Source organism: Anabaena sp. CCY 9402-a (genome assembly GCF_963920945.1).
In the GTDB taxonomy this organism is placed as follows: Bacteria; Cyanobacteriota; Cyanobacteriia; order Cyanobacteriales; family Nostocaceae; genus Trichormus; species Trichormus minutissimus.
The window spans coordinates 34,046-55,100 of record NZ_CAWUDL010000001.1 but is presented as its reverse complement, the minus strand read 5'-3'; the positions used below and the strand labels follow the sequence as shown (position 1 = coordinate 55,100).

Sequence of the window (21,055 nt, the reverse complement as noted above, 5' to 3'; positions counted from 1 at the left end):
AAAGTAATAAGATTTTTTCTTAACTAGATTTCTTACTTGCGCCTAGCTCTATGTTAGAAGTATCCATAATCGATTACGAATAAACGCCCAACTCATTCTATCTCCCTTATTCTTTACCCATGATTTAGAATTACTATAGAAACTGCTGTCATCGAGCTTCTACAAATGCTAGGTACTTTTCAACACACCCAACTGCGAATAGAAATAGAAGCATCAGCCAATGCCATACATGATAGTCTATTACGCACCGAGCAACTGGGAAAATGGCTGATAGGGCAACGATTTGCGCCAGGAATACCAGATGAACTGACCGCAGGATTGGAGTTTACTACCTGGACTGGAGCGATCGCTATTCATCATCGGGTAGATGTCGCCAAATCCAATTGTCTACGTTTGTTACTCAGTGGCGGTATTGATGGATTTCATGAATGGTATTGGGGAGACGGTTGGGTACAATCTCGCGTCGAGGGAATATCATTACTACCCTTAAATTTGGGGCAAACTGTCAGTTTATTGAGTTTGCGCCAGTTTCTCACCGAGTCTCACAGCAAGGTTTAATTACTGCTCATCACCCGCAGAGAATACTTGCTCAACTGTTAATTGTAAGTCTGGAAAAGTAGAAGATTGAATGCGTTCTGCATCAACAAATTCCGCAGGTTCGTACAAATCCTCAATTAGAGTAAAAACAGTAACTTTGTTAATTAAAGGATCAACAATCCAATATTCGGGAATGTTAAGAACGTTATACTCAACTTTTTTGGCTCGATAATCTACAGTTTTGGTTGACTCACTGACAACTTCTACCACCAATAAAGGAGGTGGTTCATTGAGTTCAATCACTGCTCCTCGGTTTCTCAATTCTCGCCACTGAGATACTGGAAGCACAACCACATCTGGAATTCTGGATGTATCCCATTTACCAGCACGGGGAGAACGGACACCAACCACCATTTGCTTAGAAGTCCAGTTTAATTTTAAGCGGAGAATTTCATCACGAAAAAAATCATTGAGAAATTCTGCGATCGCTCCATGTAGTCCACTTCCTAAACTCATAGGAACTAGTTCCCCATTGACCAGCTCGTAGCGAGTATCAGTCCCATCATCATAAGCTAGGTACTCTGCAACGGTAAATTTCTTAGTGACTGCCGGAGTTGTGGTCATGACATGATCTAATTTTAATTTGGCTTCACTACCAACACTGAACAAGCCGCCTCTTCTACTACTTGACTACTCACAGAACCCAAGACAATCCTTGTCATACCTGTTAAACCACGACTGCCAATAATAATTAAATCTGCTTTGTAGATATTAGCAAGACGAATAATTTCTTCGGCTGGATTACCAGCTACTATTTCAATTTGATTTTTAACTGATAACTGTTCTTGAAAAGATTGTAATTGCTGTTCAATTTGGAAAGCGGAAAATCTCAAAGACTGGGGTTGAGGACGATCAGCTGGTAAGTCTATTTCTGACTCTGCTGTGGAAAAAACATGACACAATATCACCCTAGCCTCTGGTGATAAAACCAAATCATCTAAAGCTTGAATTACTTGTGTTGCAGTTTCCGAACCATCGAGAGCCACCAAAATAGTTTTTAGCACAACTGTTATCTCCTCAGATGTAGACCCCTGATACAAGTACCTAGACTTTCAGTTTGTAGCTACTGAGTAGGTTTTAGTCAAACTATAGGAAAAAATTAATCATTCTTGAGGTTCATCTTGTTGCAGGCGACGGCGGACTGAATCAGCATGAGAGGGTAAACCTTCAGCTGTTGCTAATGTGTCAATGACACCAGCAACTTTTTGTAACGCGGTTTGAGAATATTGAATAATATTCGAGTGCTTGAGGAATGTTTCCACGCCTAAAGATGAGGCATAACGAGCAGCACCGGAAGTAGGTAAGGTATGGTTTGGCCCTGCTAAGTAATCGCCTACTGCCTCTGGGGTAGAGTAACCTAAAAATATTGCTCCTGCATGACGAATCAGGGGGAGTAATGCCCAGGGGTCTTTAATTTCTAACTCTAAGTGTTCCGGTGCAAATTCATTAGAAAGTTCGGCAGCAGCTTCTAAAGATTCCACGAGGACAATTAAACCATAATGAGCGATCGCTTTTTCGGTATCTATCCGCCGGGGGTGATCCACTAACTGTCTTTCTACTGCTAATTGCACATTTTTAGCTAAAGCTGGATCTGTGGTTAACAAAATCGCCGCCGCCATCGGATCATGTTCAGCTTGCGCTAATAAATCCGTTGCTACATGAACGGGGTTGGCTGTTTCATCAGCAATGATCAAGACTTCGCTAGGCCCTGCTAAACAATCAATACCCACTGTACCGTAGACTAGTTTTTTCGCTAGGGTGACATAAATATTCCCCGGGCCTGTAATTACATCTACCTTGGGGATTGTTTCTGTCCCATAAGCTAAAGCCGCGATCGCTTGCGCTCCTCCCACCCGATAAATTTCTTTCACCCCGGCTTCTTGCGCCGCCACCAACACTGCCGGGTTAATTACTTTTTCCGTACCTGGTGGTGTCACCATGACTATACGCGGTACACCTGCTACCTTAGCCGGAATCACATTCATCAGCACCGAACTGGGATAGGCTGCACGACCACCAGGAACGTATAAGCCTGCCTTATCTACGGGGGTGTAACGTTTGCCTAAAACTACGTCATCATCCCCAAAGTGTACCCAGCTTTTCGGGACTCGCTGTCGATGGAATGCGTCAATTTGGCGACAAGCCAGCCTAATTGCTGTCAACAATTCTGGTGATACTTGTTGGTACGCAGCATCCAATTCCGAACCTTTCACCAGCAGTTCTTCTGGTTTGAGAATTTGATTGTCAAATTCGGCAGTATAATGTAACACAGCTTTATCGCCTTGGCGTTTTACTGCTTGCAAAACTTCCCGCACCGTCGCTTCCTTGTGAAGCACTTGGTCATCATGGGTGCGATCGCAAAGTCGTTGCAATTCTGCTTTTACATCTGCCTGCTGAGTAATGATTCGCAGCATGGAGTAAGGACAATGCCAAAGTTTTAGAATATTCCCACCTGAGAATTAGGTTTACCCTTTCCCAAAAAAGGTAGAGAGCTGACGCGAATTCTCTTCTCTAGCTTAACCTGGATTTTTTTGATACTCTCAAGGTGTCTGAAATTCAATGGGGAATCAAGAAACAAGAGTAACATCAATGCCCGATGCCCAATACCCCATTCCCAATAACTAATTTTTTTTCAGAAACCCTAACATTGGCAATATAGATGCTATATTAGTAAGTCTAGTAGTGTGTGTACATAATTAATAGTCTTTTTGGAATTGACTGTGGCGAATACAAAGTCTGCTCTTAAGCGCGCCCAAATCGCAGAACGCAATCGGCTGCGTAACAAAAACTACAAATCATCAGCTAAAACGCTGATGAAAAAGTACCTAAATGCGGTAGACATCTATGCCGCTAACCCCACCCCAGAATTAAAACAAGAGGTGGAAACACGCCTGTCGGAAGCTTATAGCAAAATCGACAAAGCAGTGAAAACGGGAGTTCTCCATCCCAACAATGGGGCGAGGAAAAAATCGAGATTGGCTAAAAAACTCAAGCCAATTACGCAACCAGCATAAATAGGTTATTAGTCATTAGTTATTAGTCACTAGCTAATGACCAATGACTAAAAATTAATGACTAATAACTAAAAAATGCAGCTGATTGATACCCACGTTCATCTCAACTTCGATAATTTCCAGCCAGATTTGGCAGCAGTGCGATCGCGATGGCAAGAAGCAGGAGTAGTACATCTAGTACATTCTTGCGTCGAGCCGGCAGAATTTTCCAGTATTCAAGCCATAGCACACAAGTTTCCTGAAGTGAGTTTTGCTGTAGGACTGCATCCCTTAGATGCCGAAAAATGGCAAAGTGAGACAGCAAAGGAAATATTATCTTTAGCCAGGTCTGACTCAAAGATAGTAGCAATTGGCGAGATGGGGCTGGATTTCTACAAAGCTGATAACTATGAGCAACAGCAAATAGTATTTGAGGCACAACTAGCGATCGCCTCTGAACTGAATTTACCTGTAATAATTCATTGTCGGGATGCCGCCGTTGCAGTCAGGAAAATATTGCAAAAATGGCAAGAGGGCGCAAATCATCGGCTACGGGGTGTGATGCACTGTTGGGGTGGTACACCAGAAGAAACTCAATGGTTTCTAGATTTAGGCTTTTATATTAGTTTTAGCGGTACTGTCACATTCAAAAACGCTAAAGCCATACAAGCCTCAGCAGCGATGGTGAAAAGCGATCGCCTGCTGGTAGAAACCGACTGTCCTTTTTTAGCCCCAGTACCAAAGCGAGGTGAAAAACGTAACGAGCCGGCTTATGTCCGCTACGTAGCAGAGCAAGTAGCTCAAATACGGCAAGAAACATTAGAGGCCATTTCTGCTCAAACCACCCAAAATGCCTGTGAATTATTTAATCTCGCAATATAAAGTTTGTTTATTCATCTTGTAGGGTGCAATTAAAAAATAAAACGCTAGGAGGACAAAAATGTGCTACTATGAATCCCTCCAAAACATTTTGTGTGCGCCATAATGATAAATAAAGGAACGGAAAACTCGTAAGCTTGATTTTGTAAAGTTATCAACTTGACCATCCTCACATCTCTACAAGCGGATGCTCTGAATGCGTGATAAAACCTGGCAACCAACATTGAGATAGACTGGCCTTTTATTCAACCTATAGAAAATTGTTAAAAGAAATTGTCTTGTGATTATAATCCAGCAAAATCCCGACATTTTGATCCAGAAAATACAAAGTGTAGCTCGATTCCTCAATTTGAGACTATTACCGTGAGTATAAATGGTGTAGTGCAGACCAAGTAAGAGCTGCGTAAATTGGTAAGCGCGCTTTGAGGAGAGGAAATGAGGCAAAAAAACAAACTCAGGCATATCTTAAGACTACGGCTATTGAAGAATCATTCAAATAGCTGTATCTTCGTAGCGGTGAAGAGTGTTCAGGGGCTATAACCCCCCTTGCCAAAATCTCCCTCTCCAGTTTCAATTGCGGCGTTCACCTACACCTGTAAATAGTCAGGTGATATTGAAGGATAAGTTTCCTAACGGCTAAGGACAATAGCTGGTGACACCATAAAGTGACAAAGCTTTGTCCTCTAAAAATTTGACCAGGTTGACAAAGGTAGAGGCATGATTACCGAAAATTATATTGAACCCGCCTTTTTGTTGCCCGACTTGATTGAAATCCAGCGTTCAAGCTTTCGCTGGTTTTTAGAAGAAGGGCTGATTGAAGAACTTAACTCCTTTAGTCCGATTACAGACTATACGGGCAAACTAGAACTGCACTTTTTAGGACAGAACTACAAGCTCAAGGAGCCAAAGTACAGCGTAGAAGAATCCAAACGGCGGGATAGTACCTATGCCGTCCAAATGTATGTCCCCACACGCCTGTTGAATAAAGAAACTGGGGATATTAAAGAGCAAGAAGTATTTATCGGGGATCTGCCTTTGATGACCGATCGCGGCACGTTTATTATTAACGGAGCAGAGCGAGTCATTGTCAATCAAATTGTGCGATCGCCTGGAGTTTACTATAAATCAGAAATCGATAAAAACGGGCGACGTACCTATTCAGCTTCACTCATTCCTAACCGGGGAGCGTGGCTAAAATTTGAAACAGACCGGAATGATTTGGTCTGGGTACGCATTGATAAAACTCGGAAACTCTCAGCCCAGGTACTTTTGAAAGCCCTAGGGTTATCGGATAACGAAATTTTTGATGCCCTCCGCCACCCCGAATATTTCCAAAAAACCATCGAAAAAGAAGGGCAGTTTTCGGAAGAAGAAGCCCTGATGGAGTTATATCGCAAACTCCGTCCTGGTGAACCACCAACCGTATTAGGTGGACAACAACTGCTAGACTCTCGATTCTTCGACCCCAAACGGTATGACTTAGGTCGCGTAGGTAGATATAAACTCAACAAAAAATTGCGGTTGTCAGTTCCTGACACCTTACGCGTTCTCACCCCTCAAGACATCTTGGCCGCCGTCGATTACCTGATCAACCTAGAATATGATATTGGTAGTATTGACGACATTGACCACTTAGGCAACCGCCGGGTAAGAAGCGTCGGTGAATTGCTGCAAAACCAAGTACGGGTAGGTTTAAACCGTCTAGAAAGGATCATTCGGGAACGGATGACTGTATCCGATGCAGAATCTCTGACCCCAGCATCTCTAGTCAACCCCAAACCATTAGTAGCAGCCATTAAAGAATTCTTTGGCTCTAGCCAATTAAGTCAGTTCATGGATCAAACCAATCCCTTAGCAGAACTGACCCACAAACGCCGTCTGTCAGCCCTAGGCCCTGGTGGTTTAACCAGAGAACGGGCAGGTTTTGCCGTGCGAGATATTCACCCCTCCCACTACGGACGTATCTGTCCCATTGAGACACCAGAAGGCCCTAACGCTGGGTTGATTGGTTCTTTGGCTACCCATGCACGGGTTAACCAGTACGGCTTCCTAGAAACCCCCTTTAGACCGGTGGAAAATGCACGAGTAAAATTTGACGTGCAGCCAGTGTACATGACCGCCGACGAAGAAGACGACCTGCGGGTAGCCCCTGGAGATATTCCTGTTGATGAAAATGGCTACATTATAGGGCCACAAGTGCCTGTACGTTATCGCCAAGAATTCTCCACCACAACACCAGAACAAGTAGACTACGTGGCAGTATCTCCGGTACAAATTGTATCGGTAGCTACCAGCATGATTCCCTTCTTGGAACATGACGACGCTAACCGCGCCCTCATGGGTTCTAATATGCAACGCCAAGCAGTACCCCTACTGAAACCAGAGCGTCCCTTAGTCGGTACAGGCTTAGAAGCTCAAGGTGCGAGAGACTCAGGGATGGTGATCATCTCCCGGACTGACGGTGATGTCACCTATGCAGACGCGACAGAAATTCGCATCCGTCCCAAACCTAACGCCCCAGAAATCAAGTACACCCTTTCCAAATACCAGCGTTCTAACCAAGATACCTGTCTCAACCAAAAACCCTTGGTGCGGATTGGTGAACGGGTAGTAGCTGGTCAAGTATTAGCTGACGGATCTTCTACCGAAGGCGGAGAATTGGCACTGGGACAAAATATCGTCGTCGCTTATATGCCTTGGGAAGGCTATAACTACGAAGATGCGATTTTGATTTCCGAGCGATTGATCCAAGATGATATCTACACCTCAATTCACATCGAAAAATATGAAATTGAGGCACGGCAAACTAAGCTAGGCCCAGAAGAAATCACCAGAGAAATTCCTAACGTCGGGGAAGATGCCCTACGTCAGTTAGATGAACAGGGAATCATTCGCATTGGGGCTTGGGTAGAAGCCGGCGATATCCTTGTAGGTAAAGTTACACCGAAAGGTGAATCAGACCAACCGCCAGAAGAAAAACTATTAAGGGCGATTTTCGGCGAAAAAGCGCGGGATGTAAGGGACAACTCCCTCCGTGTACCCAACGGTGAAAAAGGTCGGGTAGTTGATGTACGCTTATTCACCCGTGAACAAGGGGATGAATTACCACCAGGAGCTAACATGGTAGTCCGGGTGTATGTAGCTCAGAAGCGGAAAATCCAAGTCGGTGACAAGATGGCAGGTCGCCACGGGAATAAAGGAATTATTTCCCGCATCTTACCGATGGAAGATATGCCTTATTTGCCTGATGGTTCAACCGTTGATATCGTCCTCAACCCCCTTGGTGTACCCAGCCGGATGAATGTCGGACAAGTATTTGAATGTCTTTTGGGTTGGGCTGGTCATACATTAGGAGTGCGCTTTAAGATTACTCCCTTCGATGAAATGTATGGTGAAGAATCATCCCGGAAAATTGTGCATGGCAAATTGCAAGAAGCACGGGATGAAACCGGGAGAGATTGGGTGTATAACCCAGATGACCCAGGCAAAATTATGGTCTACGACGGTCGGACAGGTGAAGCCTTTGACCGCCCAGTGACTATAGGTGTGGCTTATATGCTGAAACTAGTACACCTAGTAGATGATAAGATTCACGCCCGTTCTACAGGCCCCTACTCACTAGTTACCCAGCAACCCTTGGGTGGTAAAGCTCAACAAGGTGGTCAGCGATTTGGGGAAATGGAAGTATGGGCATTGGAAGCCTTCGGTGCAGCGTATACCTTGCAAGAGTTACTGACAGTAAAATCTGACGATATGCAGGGGCGCAACGAAGCTTTAAATGCGATCGTTAAAGGTAAAGCGATTCCTAGACCTGGAACACCAGAGTCCTTTAAGGTGTTGATGCGAGAGCTGCAATCCTTGGGGTTAGACATTGCTGTACATAAGGTAGAGACCCAAGCTGATGGTAGTTCCTTGGATGTAGAAGTCGATTTGATGGCAGACCAAGCCAACAGAAGAACACCACCTAGACCAACTTACGAATCGCTTTCCCGCGAGTCTTTGGAAGATGACGAGTAGTGAGTGCTGAGTGCTGAGTGCTGAGTATTAAAAACTCAGCATCCAGAACTTAGATATCTCTGAACTCACATCTTTTAATTGAATAATCTACTCAAAACTCATAACTCATAACTCACAACGGGCTAAACGCCCCGCTACCGCTAACAAAACTCAGCACTTAAGTATGAGACCTGCCCAAACTAATCAGTTTGACTACGTAAAAATCGGCTTGGCATCACCAGAACGGATTCGCCAATGGGGTGAGAGGACATTACCTAATGGACAGGTAGTCGGTGAAGTCACCAAACCAGAAACGATTAATTACCGTACCCTCAAGCCAGAAATGGATGGCTTATTTTGTGAGCGCATCTTTGGCCCTGCGAAAGATTGGGAATGTCACTGTGGTAAGTATAAGAGAGTCCGCCATAGGGGTATTGTCTGTGAGCGTTGTGGTGTAGAAGTCACCGAATCACGGGTGCGCCGCCATCGCATGGGATACATTAAACTTGCTGCCCCAGTAGCGCACGTTTGGTATCTCAAGGGGATTCCCAGTTATATTTCCATTCTGCTAGATATGCCCTTGCGGGATGTGGAACAAATTGTCTATTTCAACTCTTATGTTGTCTTGAGTCCTGGCAACGCTGAAACTTTAACCTATAAACAGCTACTGAGTGAAGACCAGTGGTTAGAAATTGAAGACCAAATTTATAGTGAAGATTCTCTGTTGCAGGGTGTAGAAGTAGGCATTGGTGCGGAAGCATTATTGCGCTTGTTGGCTGACATTAATTTAGAGCAAGAAGCCGAAAACCTCCGGGAAGAAATTGGCAATGCCAAAGGACAAAAGCGGGCCAAACTGATTAAACGCCTGCGGGTGATTGACAACTTCATTGCTACCGGTTCAAAGCCAGAGTGGATGGTGATGACAGTCATTCCCGTAATTCCTCCAGATTTGCGCCCAATGGTGCAGCTGGATGGCGGACGATTTGCTACCAGCGATTTGAATGATTTATATCGCCGCGTTATTAACCGGAATAACCGTTTAGCACGACTGCAAGAAATTCTCGCACCAGAAATTATTGTGCGGAACGAAAAGCGGATGTTGCAAGAAGCAGTGGACGCGTTGATTGACAACGGTCGTCGGGGACGCACCGTGGTCGGGGCAAATAACCGACCCCTGAAATCCTTGTCTGACATTATTGAGGGTAAGCAAGGACGTTTCCGGCAAAACTTGTTGGGTAAACGGGTTGACTACTCTGGCCGTTCTGTAATTGTGGTCGGGCCAAAGCTGAAGATTCACCAGTGCGGTTTGCCCAGAGAAATGGCAATTGAGCTATTTCAACCATTTGTTATTAATCGCCTGATTCGCAGTGGCATGGTAAATAATATCAAAGCTGCGAAAAAGTTGATATCTCGCAATGACCCCAGTGTTTGGGATGTCTTGGAAGAGGTAATTGAAGGACACCCCGTCATGCTCAACCGTGCGCCGACACTGCACCGCTTGGGTATTCAGGCTTTTGAGCCGATTTTGGTAGAAGGTAGAGCGATTCAACTACATCCTTTAGTCTGTCCAGCGTTTAATGCTGACTTTGACGGAGACCAAATGGCGGTACACGTACCTCTGTCCTTAGAAAGTCAGGCTGAGGCGAGGCTGTTGATGCTGGCTTCTAACAACATTTTGTCACCAGCTACGGGTAGACCAATTATCACACCTAGCCAAGATATGGTATTGGGGGCATATTACCTAACTGCGGAAAATCCCAATGCTACTAAGGGCGCAGGTAAATACTTTGCTTCACTGGATGACGTAATTATGGCCTTCCAGCAAGAGCAAATTGACCTGCACGCTTATATCTATGTGCGGTTTGATGGTGAACTAGAATCTGACGAACCAGATACAGAACCTCTAAAAATTACAAATAACGAAGATGGTAGCCGGACTGTAATGTACAAGTTCCGCCGCATTAGAGAAGATGCCCAGGGAAATGTAATCTCTCAGTATATACGCACAACTCCTGGTCGTGTTATTTACAATAAAGCGATTCAAGAAGCACTTGCCAGTTAATTCGTAATTTCTAATTCGTAATTCGTAATTAATTCTGCAATTACGAATTACGAATTACGAATTATTAATTATTTATGACTAAGGACTAATGACTAATGACTAACGAAAAAATGATTTTTCGCAATCGCGTCGTTGACAAAGGTCAACTGAGAAATTTGATCTCTTGGGCGTTTACCCATCATGGGACGGCGCGAACTGCGGTGATGGCGGATAAACTAAAAGATTTAGGATTTCGCTACGCTACTAGAGCCGGGGTTTCCATCAGTGTTGATGATTTGATGATTCCGCCCAGTAAAAAGAGCCTGTTGGAGGCGGCCGAGGAAGAAATCCTTGCTACCGAAGCCCGTTACCAACGGGGAGAAATCACAGAAGTAGAACGCTTCCAAAAGGTAATTGACACCTGGAACGGTACTAGTGAAGCCCTGAAAGATGAAGTAGTTGTCCACTTTAAAAAGACTAATCCCCTCAACTCCGTGTATATGATGGCCTTCTCTGGGGCGCGGGGGAATATCTCTCAGGTAAGGCAATTGGTAGGGATGCGGGGACTGATGGCAGACCCTCAAGGGGAAATTATTGACTTACCTATCAAAACTAACTTCCGTGAAGGTCTAACGGTAACGGAATATATTATTTCGTCTTACGGTGCGAGAAAAGGCTTGGTAGACACTGCTTTACGTACCGCCGACTCTGGTTATCTTACCCGCCGTCTAGTTGACGTATCCCAGGATGTGATCATTCGGGAAATTGACTGTGGTACTACTAGAGGGATTCCCGTCCGGGCGATGACCGAAGGTAGCAAAACCCTGATCAAGCTGTCTACACGCTTGCTAGGACGGGTAATAGGAGAAGATGTAATACATCCCACTACAAAAGCTGTAATTGCACCACGCAATACCCCGATTTCTGACGACTTAGCGAAAGAAATTGAAAAAGCTGGGGTGACACAAGTTGTAGTGCGATCGCCTCTAACTTGTGAAGCAGCCCGTTCCGTCTGTCAACACTGCTACGGTTGGAGTTTGGCTCACGCTAAGATGGTGGACTTGGGTGAAGCGGTGGGGATTATCGCGGCTCAAAGTATCGGTGAACCTGGAACACAGTTAACCATGCGGACATTCCACACCGGCGGTGTGTTCACGGGGGAAGTAGCGCAACAAGTGCGTTCTAAGGTTGATGGCACTGTCAAGCTACCAAAAAAATTGCGGACAAGAGCCTATCGTACCCGCCACGGGGAAGATGCCTTGTACGTGGAAAGTAACGGCATTCTGATTTTAGAACCACGTAAGGAAGGTTCTGAAACCCCAGTACCCCAAGAAGTTAATCTTACCCAAGGTTCTACACTATATCTATTTGATGGGCAGTCAATAAAAACTGGTCAGTTACTGGCAGAAGTTGCCCTAGGCGCACGTACTACCCGTACCAATACAGAAAAAGCCGTCAAAGATGTGGCTTCTGATTTGGCTGGGGAAGTGAAGTTTGCGGAAGTGGTTCCTGAACAAAAAACAGACCGTCAAGGCAACACCACCATCACAGCCGCCAGAGGTGGTTTGATTTGGATTTTGTCTGGGGAAGTTTATAACTTACCACCAGGGGCAGAATTGGCCGTCAAAAACGGCGACGCAGTAGAAACTAACGGCGTTTTGGCAGCAACTAAATTAACAACTATACACGGTGGTGTCGTCCGTTTACCAGAAGCTACTCCAGGTAAGAGTACGAGGGAAATAGAGATTATCACGGCATCTGTAGTTTTAGACCAAGCTACAGTCACCGTTCAAAGTTCCCAGGGGCGCAACAATTACTTAGTCACCACTGCCAATAACCAAGTATTTAACTTGCGAGCAACACCAGGCACAAAAGTTCAAAATGGTCAGGTGGTAGCTGAGTTGATTGATGACCACTACCGTACCACCACAGGCGGCTTCTTGAAATTTGCAGGTGTAGAAGTCCAGAAGAAAGGTAAAGCCAAGCTGGGCTATGAAGTGGTACAGGGCGGCACAATGTTGTGGATTCCCGAAGAAACCCACGAAGTCAACAAAGACATCTCCTTGCTGTTGGTAGAAGATGGTCAGTATGTCGAAGCTGGCACTGAGGTCGTGAAAGACATCTTCTGTCAAAACAATGGTGTAGTTGAAGTTACCCAGAAAAATGACATTTTACGGGAAGTGGTGGTGAAGCCAGGGGAACTACTGATGGTAGACGACCCAGAGGCAGTGATTGGGCGTGATGACACATTTCTTCCGGCTGGTGAAGAATTGTTGGGACGAATTTTCACAGAATTACGTTACATTCAATATGTGGAGTCACCAGAAGGCCCGGCATTGTTAAGCCGTCCAGTTGTGGAGTTTGCCGTACCTAATAATCCTGATGTGCCATCCACTACCTCTGTCAGCCAACAAACAGGACGTTCAATTCAGTTGCGGGCAGTACAGCGTTTGCCTTACAAAGATTCTGAACGTGTTAAGTCTGTGGAAGGAGTGGAACTGCTACGTACCCAATTAGTTTTGGAAATTGAGCAGGATGGTGAACAAGAACATAATGCTTCTCCCCTGGCAGCAGATATTGAGTTAGTCACGGATGCTGAAAACGCAGAAATTCAACGCTTGCAGTTGGTAATTTTGGAATCCTTGGTCATTCGTCGTGATATTGCGGCTGATGCCACCCAGGGCAGTACCCAAACTACTTTACAAGTCCAAGATGGCGATACGATCGCACCTGGATCTGTGGTAGCAAGTACCCAAATCCTATCTAAAGAAGGTGGGATTGTACGGGGTGTGCAGAAAGGTTCTGAAGCTGTGCGTCGTTGTTTGGTACTGCGTCACAGTGACATGATCACAGTGAATACCAGTGTCCAACCCAAGGTTAAAGCGGGTAGCTTAATCGTCGCGGGGACAGAAATTGCCCCTGGATTTTTAGTTGAAGAATCTGGACAAGTTGTCTCAGTGAAAAATGCCGCCGCCACTTCCGCCAGTAAAGACTCAGCCCTTAGCACCCAAAACTATGCGGTGACTATCCGCGTGGGTCGTCCTTATCGAGTCAGTCCTGGTGCAGTGTTGCAGATAGAAGACGGCGACTTGGTACAACGGGGCGATAACTTAGTGCTGTTGGTATTTGAGCGGGCGAAAACTGGGGACATCATTCAAGGTTTACCTCGGATTGAAGAACTGCTAGAAGCCCGGAAACCCAAAGAAGCCTGTATCTTGGCAAAACGGAGTGGGGAAGTGAAAGTGGTTTACGGCGATGGTGATGAAGCGATCGCTGTCAAAGTCGTAGAAGCCAATGGTGTAGTTACTGATTACCCCCTAGGCCCTGGACAAAATTTAGCCATGCCAGATGGTTCTCCTGTAAATGTTGGACAACCCTTGTGTGATGGGCCTTCTAACCCCCATGAAATTCTCGAAGTCTTCTTCAGCCTAGGTTCGGAAGACGGAATTTATGCTTGCGCCAGCCACGCCTTACAAAAGGTACAGACTTTCTTAGTGAACGAAGTGCAGATGGTTTACCAATCCCAAGGGATTGACATTGCCGATAAACACATCGAAGTCATTGTGCGCCAAATGACTAACAAAGTCAGGATTGATGATGGTGGTGACACGACGATGCTTCCTGGTGAGTTGGTGGAATTACGCCAAGTTGAGCAGGTGAATGAAGCTATGGCCATTACTGGCGGTGCTAGGGCGGAATACACCCCAGTATTATTAGGGATAACTAAAGCATCATTGAATACTGATAGCTTTATTTCTGCGGCATCCTTCCAAGAAACCACACGGGTTCTCACGGAAGCAGCGATTGAAGGAAAATCTGATTGGTTGCGTGGCTTGAAAGAAAACGTAATTATTGGTCGATTGATTCCGGCGGGGACTGGTTACAATACCTACGATGAACCCGGTATGATTGACGATTATGCTACTTTAGATACCACCAGTGTTTTAGATGAAACTGATGATCCACTGGATATGGTACTAGATGACCGTACAGCTCGCGCCTACAATTTAGACACTCCTGGTCTAGATACCGGATTTACCAATCGTCGGGCAATTCTGGATGATGATGATTTAATCGCAGATGAAATTCATGATCTCATAGAAGACGACCAAAGCGACGACTATGAAGAAGAAGATGATGATGATGATGATGACGAATATGACGATGATTAACTTAGAGAATTAAACAAATAAATTTCAAAGGCAAAAGAATTGCATCTTTTGCCTTTGAAATTTATTTGTAGATGCTACCTAGTGCCAAAGACTTACACATTGTGCATCGATAAATAAAGCTGTATTAAACAAACACAAGCTATCCCAGTTGACTTTTATCTTACAGCAAAGCACCGCCACAGCTAGAACCACACCCAGCAGTGCAACCATAGCAATAATCAGCAGTTTGAATTTCATCAATTAAGTTTAAACTGCCAAATTCTAGTAATTTAGCTACAGTGATAGCTTCACCGTTAGCCGTTTTTGCAGGTAAATTCATCATTTGATTAAAGTCGCAATCATAAATATTACCTAAATAATCTACTGAAAGCTGATCACGACACATTAAATGTTCTACTGTACTCTCATTAAAATGAGATTCTAAAAATTGTAAGTAGCTACTATGAATATTTTTTCGCTCTAAATAAAATTTGGTTCTACCAACTGGTAGGTTGGTAATTGTAAACAGGTGATTAAATACCAAATTAAAACGTTCTTGCAAGAATATTTTATAATCTCGTTCTAGTTTTCTTTGTTCAGGTGTTAAGGAAAATTTTTCACTCTTGGGGAGTTGAGGATTGTAAACCAAGTCTAAAATTAAATTCGGGTCTGTACCATAGCCTAGTTGATTCAGCCATTGCAACGCTTTAATTGAAGCGTCAAATACACCATTACCCCGCATTTTATCCACATTATCTGCTAAGTAGCAGGGTAAAGAAGCGACAATTCTCACGTGATGTTGGGCAAAGTATTCTGGTAAATCATCAAAGCCATTTTCAAAATAAATAGTCAAGTTAGAACGAACAATTACTTGTTTATTGTTTTTTCTAGCAGATGTAACTAATGATTTAAAGCCATAATTCATTTCTGGTGCGCCACCAGTCAAATCAACAATCTGAATTTCTGGAAATCTCTCTATTAACTCAATTAATTGGTGGCAAATTTCTGGAGACAATTCTTCCGTGCGCTTGGGACTAGCTTCTACATGACAGTGGGTACAGGCAAGATTACAGCGTTTACCTAAATTAATTTGTAAAATCTGAATCTTTTTTTTAGTAAAAGATTCATTTAATTTGGTTTTAAATGGTGTGACGATTGTATCTATTGTATTATTCACTTTATTTAGCATTGATGACTACTCCCGATAAATAAAAAATATTTTGTTTTAATTTTGCAGTAATCTATAAATTATTCCACCAAGAATGGTGGCAATAGGTAATGTTAAAATCCAGGCAATAAAAACCTTAAAGAAAACAACGTTGTTAGTTTTTTCATTCATTAATCCTACGCCAAAAATAGAACTAACAGTGACATGAGTTGTAGAGATAGGTAGACCAAAATAGCTAGCTGCAATAACTAAACTACTTGTAATGATATTGGCAGATAAACCCTGAGTATGATTCATAGGGGTAATTTTTACGCTCATGGTTTCAGCCACTTTTTGAGAGCTAATTAAACCACCTAACGCCATAGCCATTGCAATAGTGATCATTGACCCTTGTCTGGAAAAATATGCAATCACCATTACCAGAGAAACAAGTTTAGGCGTATCATTAAATCCTTTAGTAAAACAGATTATTCCAGCACTGATATAGTGAGCAATCTTAATAAAATTTTGATTTATGGGTAAAGAAACTTTTGGCTTGATATATTCAACTATGCTGTAAACTCCTGCGCCTAAAACAATAGCAAGAATGGGACTTAAAAATAAGGGTAAAACAAAGTAACTTAAGAGGACTGCAAAATTAGCTTTAAGTCCAATCGCTACTAATGCACCGCCCAGAATAGCACCTATTAAACTATGGGAAGTCGAAATAGGTAAACCCAATATTGTAGCAATTAGTACCGTTAATCCAGTAGCGATCGCCACTGCAATATGAAAGTTAGGAGCATTAGCGATCGCATCTTTAACAATACCCTGACCTGAAAACGTTTTGACTAACTCATTAGCAAATATGGTGGACGTTAAAGCCCCTGCAAAAGTTGTGACAGTTGCCCACAAAATTGCTGTTTGGTAGCTAGTTATACGACTACCAAACAGCGTAGCTACACCTTTAAAATTGTCATTAGCTCCTTTAACATAAGCCAGAAATAGCGTAGCAATAAATATACTTACTAACCACATTTTAAAGATGATAAATTAACAACAACCACCACCGCTATAATGCCAGGTTGAATCAGTAATCATTATTTCTGATGGCTTTAAAGCTCCTAGTTTAGCAGCAGTTTTATCACAAACTGCTGCCGGAATGCCACGTTGCAATAAATGACCTGCTGAATCATCGAAAAATGGGTCAGAACCAGCATAAATAGCAGTTTTACCCGTAAAAATACAAGCACCATCTTCTGGAATTTCTACTTTGAAAGCAACCAAATCTAGACTTTCTAACAGTAGATGCTTTTCTAAGTTATAAGTTTCTGCGTCTAGCAAACGATAAGGACGACGAGCGCGAATTTCAATTTGACCAAAGCCAGCGTCAATAATGCGTTGAGTATATTCTTCGTAGGTGAGTGCGCCTGATAAACACATAGCCCTTAGCCGTTCATCTTCTTGTAAATGGTTAGGGATAGAACTGGTAGCAATGGGATCACTCATTTGCAAGCGTCCACCTGGTTTTAACACCCGATAGGCTGCTCGTAGTGCATGAGTTAAATCTTCAGGTTCAAAAATATTAAACAGGCAATTCTGGGCGACAATATCAACGACAGCATCAGCCACAGGTAAATTAAAAGCATCTCCTTCCCGAATTTCCACAAAACTGGTGTCAAACCAAGGGTTCTCTTCAGCCGCCAGTTCTAAATTACGTATCGCCGCTTCTCGCATAGCCGCAACAGGTTCAACCGCAATTACAGCCCCAGGACGGCGAGAAAAATAAGCAAACTGCAATGCTTCTAAGCCACCACCAACACCGATATACAACACCGTAGGCTGATGGGAAAGTTCCGTAGGGTGAACTGTAGTTCCACAACCATAGTTCATTTCCTGCATAGGTAAAGGGATTTTTAGCCCTGGAAGTTGGAGAGGTGTAGTTTGAACACAACAAAGTCCTACTTGTGGAGTTTGAGCGACTTCACTGTAAAATTGGGCTGCTGTTTCTAGATAGGTCATGGCAGTTCTGGTTGTGCGTGTTGTTATGTGGAGTCAACTTTGTGCATCCTAATATAACTAATGACTAGTTATATTAGTTTTTGCTGAAAACTCTAAAATTAGGGGTGTAGGGGAGATAACTTCACTAACTACTCACAACCGGCTAAACGCTGCGCTACCGCTAACAGCACAGGCTAAACGCCGCTCTACCGCCAACACAACTAACTCAGCACTCATAACTCTGGGGCTTTATGCGTAGATAAGCGTTAACTTTAGTTAATAGTTCTTCTATATTGAAGGGTTTGATTACATAATCATTAACAATGATGTCTAAGACTGAGATGCGATCGCTCACTTCATGTTTAGTGATTAGTAAAATTATCGGCACTTGATTATCCATACTTTGCAAGCGATGATAAAATTCTAATCCTGAGTCTCCAGGCAGTGTCTCATCTAAAATGATTAAATCTAGCTGTAACGCCCGTGCTGCCATGATTGCAGTTAATCCATCGTAGGCGACGCTTACTTGATAACCTTCATAGTTCAGTTCTAACTCCATAAATCGAGCTAGCTTGACTTCATCTTCAACCAGCAAGATGTGCGTCATGATCGGGCAAAAGTAAAAAGGTAAAGGTAAAAAATTAATAGATAACCTATAATGTGAGCTGTTGTCTGCACATAGTCTTTTGACTCCTACTGTGCTGTGCTAGCCAATAATATGGGCATCTAAATAGTTCTCCGTTAGCTTAGTATACTTTTGCGTAACTAACAAGGGTAAATCTGTAATTACCGATTATAAATTGCTGCACTCTTGAGCAATTGTCATCATTTAGCAATAAGCTGTTATGTCTTCACCACATTCATCAGCAAGATAACAAAGTGCCTTGAAACGTAAAGCTACTACTTGTTCGTAGAAAGGATTTAATTTACACATTGGCGGAATGTGGAATAGTTTACGCCCAAACAGCTTTACATCTCGTTCAAATGGACATTGAGCAGGAATAAGTCTACATAAAAAATGAGCTAGTTTATGGTTATGAATTTCGATTCCTTCTAACCATCTGCGAATAGGATTAAGTAGGTCGTTGTGGGAGTGAAGTTGAGTAAAGCTTGTCATAATCCATTACCTTCATTATTATTACTTTGTGTATTTAACCTTCTATACATAAATACAGTTAGGCTATGTCTTTTTATGCAGTTCTCAATAGAGACAGATATTATCTTTGGGAACACTGTTAACTACAGATGCAGGTGTTGCGATTACAGAAGATTGCCTAAGCACCATCACATATATGTTTTGCTAAACGTTAGTGTAGATAAGTCTGTCTCTTGTTGTGATTTAATTTTTGGGAGGCGCAGCTCAAAACTCATCGCTGGAAGCATTTAGCTGAAAGCAGCTGCGAAAACTAATGACTAACGACTTTCTCAAGAACAAAAAGTTTATTTTTGATCGATGGGCTTCTAGTTATGACTGGCTCTTACCTTCTGTGTTTTACCAGGCTGTCCACAAACGGCTGTTAGAATATGTCGATTTACCAGAGCGAGCAAATATACTTGATTTAGGTTGTGGTACTGGCCGCCTGCTGGAACGGCTAGCTAATGAGTTTCCCTATTTGCGGGCTACTGGTTTAGATTTATCGTCTAAGATGTTGCAAGTTGCACGACTGAGCAACCGCCACCATCCCCGGTTAATTTTTATTGAAGGTAAAGCTGAAGCTCTACCTTTTGGTGATGGTCAATTTGAAGCTGTATTCAACAGTATTAGTTTCTTACACTATCAAGAACCAAAACTGGTTTTGCAGGAATTAGCACGGGTGCTGTCTCCTGGTGGACGCTTTTATTTGGTTGATATCACTACGAAGAAAGAGAAAGAACCACAAACATTGTCAATTTCCCATCAGGGAATTAAATTCTACAGTCCCCAGCAACGGGAAATTCTTGGTGCTGCTGCTGGTTTGTCGTGTTTGCATCATTACTATTTATTAGGGCCTGTATTGCTGACAGTCTTTGCTAAACCGTGAATAGTTTTGAGTGCTGAGTTTTGAGTGCTGAGTGCTGAGTGCTGAGTTTTGAGTTTTGAGTTTTGAGTTTTCAGTGCTGAGTGCTGAGTTTTGTTAGCGGTAGCGGGGCGTTTAGCCCGTGCTGTTAGCGGTAGCGCGGCGTTTAGCCGGTTTTGAGTTTTCAGTGCTGTTAGCGGAGCGGTGCGTGGGCAATGTATTGAGTGTTGAATTATACTTTTTACTCAGCACTGATTTATTTGATCTTGATAGTGCATAAACACTACAGGAACTTTGATGAGTTTTTTAGCTAATTGGGATAAATTAAACTTACGCTGGAGTGATTTTGGTAAGTTTTCAAAGTTGATTTGCACAAAACCAAAGCGACTGTAAAATTTTGCGAGCCTTTCACCTAGACATTCAAGATATAACGGCTGTGTGGCTTGATTTATCAGATGTTGTATGAGCAACGTTGCTAAACCGCGACCTCTCCAAGTTGGTGTAACGACTAAACTACCGAGTTCTTGGGTTTGTGCAAAGTTACGTAGTTGTCCGCAGGCTATGACATCCCCTTGAGATTCAATCACCCAAAACTGCTGCCAACGTAATTGGGTAGGGTCAAGTATAGCTGAAAAAACTAACCATCTTAGCGATCGCATATCCCTAGATGTCGCTCTACGCAGTGTACATCCAGGTGGTAATGATAAGTTACTCTGCTTCATAATTAATTGAATATAGATAGTGGAACTCGTTTTTATTGATAAAAATTTTATTTGGGGCGTTTTTGCAAGTATACATAAATAAGATTAAACAATACTTCTGATAGAGTCATAAATTAGCCATAACTAGATTTTAGATAGATACATTTACCATACGTATTTTTTAAAATGAAGTCTGAACTAAATGAAGGAGTATAGTTATGTCTGAAGAACGGAAACAAAAATCTAAAAATCAAGAAACCACTCCCACCTCTTCTGGTGGCTACCAAACACCACTACAAGAAGATATCCGCAAAACTGGTGATGCTTCTCAATCTGATGCTAGAGAATCTGCTACACCTGAAGCTCCAGGAGAAGATGACGTAGCTGGTAGCCCCAATCAAGGTACTGAATCACGATAATTTTGCAGAAGTCTAAAGCCTAAAAACCTTTAATTGGCTTTTTTGGTGGTTAAGATAACTCAAGAGAAAATGAGTAGATATGTTTAGTTTACCTCTACATTTCTACTCATTATTTATCATACTCAGGACACAG

At 43.0% G+C, this 21,055-nt stretch carries 17 protein-coding genes; 8 read left to right on the top strand and 9 right to left on the bottom strand.

The window, feature by feature from the left end:
* Positions 1–165 precede the first annotated feature (165 nt).
* Positions 166–558: a hypothetical protein gene (locus ACM0OR_RS00215; RefSeq protein WP_323265004.1), complete on the top strand. Its 393-nt coding sequence runs from the start codon at positions 166–168 to the stop codon at positions 556–558.
* On the opposite strand, the gene ACM0OR_RS00210 is transcribed toward ACM0OR_RS00215, so the two are convergent.
* The 3 genes from ACM0OR_RS00210 to hisD all read right to left on the bottom strand — a co-directional run bounded on the left by ACM0OR_RS00210 (position 559) and on the right by hisD (position 3,011).
* On the bottom strand, positions 559–1,161 hold the full coding sequence (locus ACM0OR_RS00210; protein ID WP_414574541.1) for a Uma2 family endonuclease: 603 nt from the start codon (positions 1,159–1,161) through the stop codon (positions 559–561).
* A 14-nt stretch (positions 1,162–1,175) separates the two neighbouring features.
* Positions 1,176–1,601, bottom strand: coding sequence for a universal stress protein (locus ACM0OR_RS00205; RefSeq protein WP_414574540.1), 426 nt, complete (start codon positions 1,599–1,601; stop codon positions 1,176–1,178).
* Between the two features lie 99 nt (positions 1,602–1,700).
* Positions 1,701–3,011, bottom strand: coding sequence for a histidinol dehydrogenase (gene hisD, locus ACM0OR_RS00200; protein ID WP_323265007.1), 1,311 nt, complete (start codon positions 3,009–3,011; stop codon positions 1,701–1,703).
* A gap of 306 nt (positions 3,012–3,317) precedes the next feature.
* Here hisD and rpsT point away from each other — a divergent pair, with 306 nt between their 5' ends.
* From rpsT to ACM0OR_RS00175, 5 genes are all read left to right on the top strand, one after another.
* On the top strand, positions 3,318–3,611 hold the full coding sequence (rpsT, locus tag ACM0OR_RS00195) for a 30S ribosomal protein S20 (RefSeq protein ID WP_190704449.1): 294 nt from the start codon (positions 3,318–3,320) through the stop codon (positions 3,609–3,611).
* A gap of 75 nt (positions 3,612–3,686) precedes the next feature.
* Positions 3,687–4,472: a TatD family hydrolase gene (locus ACM0OR_RS00190; protein ID WP_323265008.1), complete on the top strand. Its 786-nt coding sequence runs from the start codon at positions 3,687–3,689 to the stop codon at positions 4,470–4,472.
* 714 nt (positions 4,473–5,186) lie between these two features.
* Positions 5,187–8,486: a DNA-directed RNA polymerase subunit beta gene (gene rpoB / locus ACM0OR_RS00185; RefSeq protein ID WP_190704444.1), complete on the top strand. Its 3,300-nt coding sequence runs from the start codon at positions 5,187–5,189 to the stop codon at positions 8,484–8,486.
* A 163-nt stretch (positions 8,487–8,649) separates the two neighbouring features.
* On the top strand, positions 8,650–10,527 hold the full coding sequence (locus ACM0OR_RS00180; RefSeq protein ID WP_323265009.1) for a DNA-directed RNA polymerase subunit gamma: 1,878 nt from the start codon (positions 8,650–8,652) through the stop codon (positions 10,525–10,527).
* Positions 10,528–10,622: 95 nt separating this feature from the next.
* On the top strand, positions 10,623–14,678 hold the full coding sequence (locus ACM0OR_RS00175; RefSeq protein ID WP_414574539.1) for a DNA-directed RNA polymerase subunit beta'': 4,056 nt from the start codon (positions 10,623–10,625) through the stop codon (positions 14,676–14,678).
* Positions 14,679–14,838: 160 nt separating this feature from the next.
* Here the strand turns inward: ACM0OR_RS00175 and arsS are convergent, their stop codons facing one another.
* From arsS to ACM0OR_RS00150, 5 genes are all read right to left on the bottom strand, one after another.
* Positions 14,839–15,846: an arsenosugar biosynthesis radical SAM (seleno)protein ArsS gene (gene arsS, locus ACM0OR_RS00170; protein ID WP_414574538.1), complete on the bottom strand. Its 1,008-nt coding sequence runs from the start codon at positions 15,844–15,846 to the stop codon at positions 14,839–14,841.
* Between the two features lie 36 nt (positions 15,847–15,882).
* On the bottom strand, positions 15,883–16,842 hold the full coding sequence (locus ACM0OR_RS00165; RefSeq protein WP_414574537.1) for an anion permease: 960 nt from the start codon (positions 16,840–16,842) through the stop codon (positions 15,883–15,885).
* Positions 16,843–16,857: 15 nt separating this feature from the next.
* Complete coding sequence (gene arsM, locus ACM0OR_RS00160; RefSeq protein ID WP_414574536.1) at positions 16,858–17,826, bottom strand: arsenosugar biosynthesis arsenite methyltransferase ArsM; 969 nt, start codon at positions 17,824–17,826, stop codon at positions 16,858–16,860.
* Between the two features lie 205 nt (positions 17,827–18,031).
* Positions 18,032–18,412, bottom strand: a complete 381-nt coding sequence (locus ACM0OR_RS00155) for a response regulator transcription factor (protein WP_414574535.1) — start codon at positions 18,410–18,412, stop codon at positions 18,032–18,034.
* Positions 18,413–18,634: 222 nt separating this feature from the next.
* Positions 18,635–18,922 (bottom strand): Mo-dependent nitrogenase C-terminal domain-containing protein, encoded by a 288-nt coding sequence (locus tag ACM0OR_RS00150; protein ID WP_414574534.1) that lies wholly within the window; start codon positions 18,920–18,922, stop codon positions 18,635–18,637.
* Between the two features lie 292 nt (positions 18,923–19,214).
* On the opposite strand from ACM0OR_RS00150, the gene ACM0OR_RS00145 reads away from it, so the two are divergent.
* A complete protein-coding gene (locus tag ACM0OR_RS00145; protein ID WP_414574533.1) occupies positions 19,215–19,826 on the top strand; it encodes a class I SAM-dependent methyltransferase in 612 nt (203 codons plus the stop codon).
* A gap of 221 nt (positions 19,827–20,047) precedes the next feature.
* Here ACM0OR_RS00145 and ACM0OR_RS00140 read toward each other — a convergent pair whose 3' ends face one another.
* Positions 20,048–20,524 (bottom strand): GNAT family N-acetyltransferase, encoded by a 477-nt coding sequence (locus tag ACM0OR_RS00140; RefSeq protein ID WP_414574532.1) that lies wholly within the window; start codon positions 20,522–20,524, stop codon positions 20,048–20,050.
* Between the two features lie 197 nt (positions 20,525–20,721).
* Between ACM0OR_RS00140 and ACM0OR_RS00135 the strand changes: the two genes are divergently transcribed.
* Entirely contained in the window at positions 20,722–20,922 is a 201-nt protein-coding gene (locus ACM0OR_RS00135; RefSeq protein WP_190704420.1) for a hypothetical protein, read from the top strand.
* Positions 20,923–21,055: the final 133 nt, after the last annotated feature.

What these genes read in the sequence shown, in the direction of transcription:
- ACM0OR_RS00165 (WP_414574537.1), bottom strand. Translation starts at nt 16,842, where the DNA reads ATGTGGTTAGTAAGTATATTTATTGCTACGCTATTTCTGGCTTATGTT.
- ACM0OR_RS00145 (WP_414574533.1), top strand. Translation starts at nt 19,215, where the DNA reads ATGACTAACGACTTTCTCAAGAACAAAAAGTTTATTTTTGATCGATGG.
- ACM0OR_RS00175 (WP_414574539.1), top strand. Translation starts at nt 10,623, where the DNA reads ATGACTAACGAAAAAATGATTTTTCGCAATCGCGTCGTTGACAAAGGT.
- arsM (WP_414574536.1), bottom strand. Translation starts at nt 17,826, where the DNA reads ATGACCTATCTAGAAACAGCAGCCCAATTTTACAGTGAAGTCGCTCAA.
- ACM0OR_RS00135 (WP_190704420.1), top strand. Translation starts at nt 20,722, where the DNA reads ATGTCTGAAGAACGGAAACAAAAATCTAAAAATCAAGAAACCACTCCC.
- ACM0OR_RS00155 (WP_414574535.1), bottom strand. Translation starts at nt 18,412, where the DNA reads ATGACGCACATCTTGCTGGTTGAAGATGAAGTCAAGCTAGCTCGATTT.
- ACM0OR_RS00215 (WP_323265004.1), top strand. Translation starts at nt 166, where the DNA reads ATGCTAGGTACTTTTCAACACACCCAACTGCGAATAGAAATAGAAGCA.
- hisD (WP_323265007.1), bottom strand. Translation starts at nt 3,011, where the DNA reads ATGCTGCGAATCATTACTCAGCAGGCAGATGTAAAAGCAGAATTGCAA.
- ACM0OR_RS00180 (WP_323265009.1), top strand. Translation starts at nt 8,650, where the DNA reads ATGAGACCTGCCCAAACTAATCAGTTTGACTACGTAAAAATCGGCTTG.
- ACM0OR_RS00190 (WP_323265008.1), top strand. Translation starts at nt 3,687, where the DNA reads ATGCAGCTGATTGATACCCACGTTCATCTCAACTTCGATAATTTCCAG.
- arsS (WP_414574538.1), bottom strand. Translation starts at nt 15,846, where the DNA reads ATGCTAAATAAAGTGAATAATACAATAGATACAATCGTCACACCATTT.
- ACM0OR_RS00150 (WP_414574534.1), bottom strand. Translation starts at nt 18,922, where the DNA reads ATGACAAGCTTTACTCAACTTCACTCCCACAACGACCTACTTAATCCT.
- rpoB (WP_190704444.1), top strand. Translation starts at nt 5,187, where the DNA reads ATGATTACCGAAAATTATATTGAACCCGCCTTTTTGTTGCCCGACTTG.
- ACM0OR_RS00210 (WP_414574541.1), bottom strand. Translation starts at nt 1,161, where the DNA reads ATGACCACAACTCCGGCAGTCACTAAGAAATTTACCGTTGCAGAGTAC.
- ACM0OR_RS00140 (WP_414574532.1), bottom strand. Translation starts at nt 20,524, where the DNA reads ATGAAGCAGAGTAACTTATCATTACCACCTGGATGTACACTGCGTAGA.